The 5,411-nt window shown below is 67.7% G+C and carries 5 protein-coding genes; 1 reads left to right on the top strand and 4 read right to left on the bottom strand.

Annotated elements, in window-relative coordinates; genetic code table 11:
• The 3 genes from RIF85_RS13445 to RIF85_RS13435 form a co-directional block, all read right to left on the bottom strand.
• Window positions 1–1,069, bottom strand: a 1,069-nt coding sequence (locus RIF85_RS13445; RefSeq protein ID WP_309072406.1) for an amidohydrolase family protein, incomplete at its 3' end; no start/stop codon positions are given.
• A complete protein-coding gene (locus tag RIF85_RS13440) occupies window positions 1,066–2,499 on the bottom strand; it encodes a formimidoylglutamate deiminase (protein WP_309072405.1) in 1,434 nt (477 codons plus the stop codon). The genes RIF85_RS13440 and RIF85_RS13445, both read right to left, overlap by 4 nt.
• Window positions 2,496–3,716: an allantoate amidohydrolase gene (locus tag RIF85_RS13435; protein ID WP_309072404.1), complete on the bottom strand. Its 1,221-nt coding sequence runs from the start codon at window positions 3,714–3,716 to the stop codon at window positions 2,496–2,498. Before RIF85_RS13435 ends, RIF85_RS13440 begins: the two co-directional genes overlap by 4 nt.
• A 122-nt stretch (window positions 3,717–3,838) precedes the next feature.
• On the opposite strand from RIF85_RS13435, the gene RIF85_RS13430 reads away from it, so the two are divergent.
• The gene (locus RIF85_RS13430) at window positions 3,839–4,216 is read left to right on the top strand and encodes a VOC family protein (RefSeq protein WP_309072403.1); all 378 of its coding nucleotides are present in this window, start codon (window positions 3,839–3,841) and stop codon (window positions 4,214–4,216) included.
• Between the two features lie 19 nt (window positions 4,217–4,235).
• Here the strand turns inward: RIF85_RS13430 and hutU are convergent.
• Window positions 4,236–5,411, bottom strand: a 1,176-nt coding sequence (gene hutU, locus RIF85_RS13425) for a urocanate hydratase (RefSeq protein ID WP_309072402.1), incomplete at its 5' end; no start/stop codon positions are given.

Genomic DNA, 5,411 nt, shown 5'->3' with positions numbered 1-5,411 from the left:
CGTCGTCGGCTGAGCGTTCCCGACGGAGGGCGAGGGCACCGCCGTAGGTTGCCGCCCGCACAGCCTCGTGGACCGTCAGACCCATCTGCAGCACCGCCGTCGCCACGCAGAACGCCATGGACGTGGTGTAGGACGTGCCCGGGTTGCAGTTGGAAGCGAGCGCAATCGGGATTCCCGCGTCCAGCAATTTGCGGGCGGGCGCGAGGGGTTGCCTGGTGGACAGATCGCAGGCAGGCAGGCAGGTGGCAACGGTCCCCCGGGTGCCGGATCCGCCCTCCCAGTCCGACCATGAGCCGGCGAGCGCGTCAAGGTCCGACGACGACAGGTAGTTCACATGGTCCACGCTCGCCGCCCGCTCCTCCACCGCGAGCTGCACGCCCTCCCCCGGTCCCAGCTGGTTGCCGTGAACGCGCAGGCCCAACCCCGCCTCCCGGCACGCCCGGAGCACTTGCCGGCTCTGGTCAGGGGTGAAGGCACCGGTCTCGCAGAAGACGTCGGCCCACCGGACGTAGGGGCGGACCGCGCTGAGCATCGGTCCGGTGACGGCCCGCACGTAATCGTCCGCGTTCCACCCTTGCGGGATAAGGTGTGCGCCGAGGAACGTCACCTCGTCGGCCACAGCGGCCGCGAGCCGTGCGCTGCGCGCTTCCTCATCGACGTCGAGCCCGTACCCCGTCTTTGTCTCAAGGTAGGTGGTGCCTCCCGCCATAGCTTCCGCGGCTCGCGAAACCAGCAGGGCGCTCAACTCTTCGTCAGGAGCGTTGCGGGTGGCGTCCACCGTGACGGAAATGCCTCCGGCTGCGTAGGACTGTCCGGCCATCCGCGCTTCGAATTCGGCCGTCCGGTCCCCGGCAAACACGAGGTGGGTGTGGCTGTCCACCCAACCCGGAAGGCAGGCACGGCCCGCGGCATCGTAGTGGTGGTCAGCGGCCGGTGCGTCGCGCGTCGCGCCGATCCACACGATCTGCTCCCCCTCGAGCACGACGGCGGCGTCCTTCAGTACCCGGTGCTCTGCGTCCTGTGTCATGAGCTCGCCGATGTTCGTGAGAACCGTTGTCTTTGCTGTCATGGGCGTGCCTTCTCTGAGATCGCCGATACATCAGGGTTCACTGCTGCATCAGGGTTCACTGCTGCATCAAGGTCCACCGCGGCATCAAGCCGGGAGATGGCGGCGGAGAGGAGGACCGCCGGCTCTCCCAACCGGACATGGCTGCCGTTGCGAGCAAGCACTTCCCCACCGACGACGACGGCGAGCACGTCCTGCGCTGTTGCCGTCAGCGCCAACTGGTCCGCGGAAGAGCCCGCTGTGCGGGTCGACCGCGGGTCAAGGACCATCAGGTCACACACTTGACCAGGTTGAAGCCCCGCAGCGCTGCGCCCGAGTGCCCTGGAACCACCGGCAGTGGCAGCACGCACCAGTTCTGCGGGTGAGAAACGTCCCCGTTGTCCGCTGGCCAGCCGTTCGCCGTGTTCCAGCGCCCTCATCTCAAGCCAGGGGTCGACGACGGCGTGCTGGTCAGTGCCCAGCGCCACCACTGCGCCGGCATCACGGAGAGCGGTGGCAGGGCCTATCCCGTCGGCGAGATCCGCTTCCGTGGTGGGGCACATGGCGATGGTGACCCCCGCCGTTCCGAGAAGTTTGACGTCTTCCTCGCTCAGGTGGGTGGCGTGCACCGCCGTCAGCCGTTCGGACAGGAGGTTGTGGCGGGCCAGCAGCCCGGCAGGCGTGAATCCTGTCGCGTCAATGCAGTCGCGGTTCTCCGCGGGCTGTTCGGAGAGGTGGATGTGGAGCGGCACGTCAGCGGGAAGGTTTTGCGCGATGAACGCCAGGGCCGGTTCATCGACCGCGCGTACGGAGTGGATCGCCGCGCCGACCGTGACCTGAGCGGTGCTGTACTGCTCAGCCATCGCGTCGCGCAGGGACTTCCACCGGGTGAGCCAGGACCGGGCGCTTCCATCGGTGAAACGTGTCTGTTCAGGCAGCACCGAAGCGCCGAACCCCGACGAGAGGTAGCAGGTGTCAAGGAGTGTGAGGCGAATCCCGGCGGCAACCGCAGCGCGCGCCAGTGCGAACTCCATGGCGTGCGGGCCGCGGTCGTCAGCTGAGCCATACGGGGTACCGTCCGCACGGTGGTGCAGGTAATGGAACTCGGCCACGCTGGTCCAGCCGGCCCCAACCATCTCGGTGTAGACAGCGGTGGCAAGTTCCTCGTACAGCTGCGGGGTGAGGAGACCCGCTGCCCCATACATTGCCTCGCGCCAGGTCCAGAAGGTGCCGGAGCCGGCGTGTGTGCGGCCCCGGAGGACCCGGTGGAACGCGTGCGAATGTGCATTGGCCGCTGCGGGGAACACGACGCCATCCAGCCGAAGGTCCTCAGGGGAGCACTCGCTGCCGCGGGTCATCCGTCGGACCACGCCGTCGTCACCAACCTCCACCCGGACGCCGGCCATGATCTCTCCGGGCTCCAGCCAGGCCCGTTCACACCACAGCGTTTTCACAGCAGCCGCTCCAGCACGTCGGCGAGTGCAACCGCGCCGGCGTCGGCGTCGTCGTCCTCGACGTGTTCCTCGGGTGAGTGGCTGATACCGGTCGGATTGCGTACGTACAGCATGGCGGAGGGCACGTGTGCGGCAAGGATGCCGGCGTCGTGCCCTGCTCCGGTGGGAAGGCCTGGAGCACCGGGGATGGCCAGCTGCAGCTGGCGCTGAAGTTCGCCGTCGAAATTCACCGTGCCGCTTACCGACTCGCGGGTCAGCGCCGCAGCGCATCCTTCGAATGCGGCGGCCTTCTGTGCCTGGCCGTGAATGGACTCGACCAGTGAGGCGGTAACGGCGTCGTCCGGGTGGCGGACGTCGATCCAGAGGTCCACCCGTGACGCGATCACGTTCGTGCCGCCCGGAATGGGCTGGACCCTGCCAACGGTGGCGCGGGCCTCGGGCGTTGCCGCGGCGGTCTTCCGGATCGCAAGGATGACCTGGGCAGCAGCGACCATCGGGTCGGCGCGGTCGGCCATGAGTGTGGTGCCGGCGTGGTTACCCTGCCCGGTGATGGACAGCTTCCACCGCCCGTGGCCGATGACCGATGTGCCGATTGCGAAGGGCGAATCGAGGTCGATCAACCCGCGGCCCTGCTCGACGTGAAGCTCCACGAAGTCGCCGATCCGTCGGAGTGCGTCGTCGTCCTTGCCGAGATGAGCAGGGTCCAGCCCGTTGGCTCGTGCAGCCTCTGCGAAGCTCACGCCATCGGGGTCCCTGAGGTTCCGTGCCGCATCCGGATCGATCCCGCCCGTCAGCAGCCTCGATCCGAGACAGGCAACTCCGAAACGGGAGCCTTCCTCTTCCGGAAACACCGTGACGGCCAGCGCCCGCTGCGGTTGCACGCCCCGCTGCTTCAGGACGTCGACGGCGGCGAGTGCCGAAGCGACCCCGAGGGGCCCGTCAAACGCGCCGCCGCCGGGAACGGAGTCCAGGTGGCTGCCGGTGACGAGTGCGCCGTCCCGAGAGCTGTCGCTGCGCTCCGAGCCGGTGTCCCACCAGGCCCAGAGGATGCCGTTGCGGTCGGTCTCGACCTCGAGGCCGCGCCGGGTTGCCTCCTGCTCGAACCACGACCTCAGGTCCAGCTCCGCGTTGGAGAAGACCGGCCGGGAGTACCCGCCGCGGGTCGCGTCCCGCCCGACATCCTCGATTGCTCCCAGCAGGTTGCTTACGCTGTCCAATGGTTTCCCTTCCCGTGTGCGGACGTTCTTCCGGAAGACGTGTTGTACCCCTGTGCAGTGCCGGATATCGGGCCTAGACTCACCAGCACACTGCTATCCCAATCAATCCGGAGGAGTTCATTGTGAGCGGACGTGTTGTGCATTTCGAGATCCCGTTCGACGACGGCGATCGCGCCCGGACGTTCTACCGCGAGGCATTCGGCTGGGACACGCCGCAGATGCCCGAGTTCGAGTACACCGCTGCGGTCACCGGCCCTGCCGGAGACCAGGGGCCCACTGAGCCCGGGTACATCAACGGCGGCATGTTCAGGCGCGACGGCGGTGAACTCGCCGGACCGATCATCACCATCGACGTCGAGAATATCGAAGACGCCCTCGCGAAAGTCACCTCGCTCGGAGGATCCCCGGTCGGCGAGAAGTTGGCGGTCGGCGAGATGGGATTCGCCGCCTATTTCCGCGACCCGGAAGGCAACATCATGGGACTCTGGCAGAACGCCTGAGCTGCGTCCTCCTGCGCAGTCAGCGCTCCATGGGAATGCGGACTCCGCGCTCATGGGCCACCTCCTGTGCACGTTCGTAGCCGGCGTCGACGTGGCGGATGACGCCGGTCCCCGGGTCATTCGTGAGGAGCCGCTCCAGCTTCTCGGCGGCCAGGGCCGTTCCATCGGCGACAGACACCTGCCCGGCGTGAATCGAACGCCCGATGCCGACGCCGCCGCCGTGGTGAATGGAGACCCAGGTGGCGCCAGAGGCGGTGTTGAGCATGGCGTTCAGCAGCGGCCAGTCGGCGATGGCATCGGAGCCGTCCGCCATCGCTTCGGTCTCGCGGTACGGCGAGGCGACGGAGCCCGAGTCGAGGTGGTCACGGCCGATGACGATGGGCGCTGACACCTTGCCCTCGGCGACGAGCCGGTTGAAGAGCAGGCCCGCCTTGGCGCGGTCACCGTAGCCCAGCCAGCAGATGCGCGCCGGCAGGCCTTCGAACTCCACCAGGTCACCGGCCGCGTCGAGCCACCGGTGCAGGTGCGCGTTCTCGGGGAACAGTTCCTTCAGAGCAGCATCCGTCACCGCGATGTCCGCCGGGTCACCTGACAGCGCAACCCAGCGGAAAGGTCCAAGGCCCTCACAGAAGAGCGGCCGGATGTACGCCGGAACGAAGCCGGGGAATGCGAACGCGCGCTCGTAACCGCCCTTGCGGGCCTCGTCCCGGATGGAGTTGCCGTAATCGAAGACGGTGGCGCCGGCGTCCTGGAAACCGACCATCGCTTCGACGTGCCGTGCCATCGACGTCTGGGCCTTCTTGGTGAAACCATCCGGATCGCTGGAGGCCTCCCGCTCCCACTCGTCGACGCCCATGCCCTCGGGCAGGTAGCTCAGCGGATCGTGGGCGGACGTCTGGTCCGTGACGATGTCGATGCTGAACTCACCGTTCCGCTGCCTTTCCAGCAGTGCCGGCACAATCTCTGCGGCATTCCCGACGACGCCTACTGACAGGGCGCGCTTCTCCCGCTTCGCTTCGAGAACCTGGGCCAACCCATCCTCAAGGTCGGAAGCGACGACGTCGAGGTAGCGCTTCGCGGCACGCCGGCGCAGGCGGGTCTCGTCGACGTCGATAATCAGGACCGCGCCTCCGTTGAGGGTGACCGCCAGCGGCTGGGCCCCGCCCATTCCCCCGCATCCCGCCGTCAGTGTGAG

Source organism: Arthrobacter sp. (genome assembly GCF_031179385.1).
Lineage (GTDB): Bacteria > Actinomycetota > Actinomycetes > Actinomycetales > Micrococcaceae > Arthrobacter_D.
This window is presented reverse-complemented; position numbering and strand designations above follow the sequence as displayed.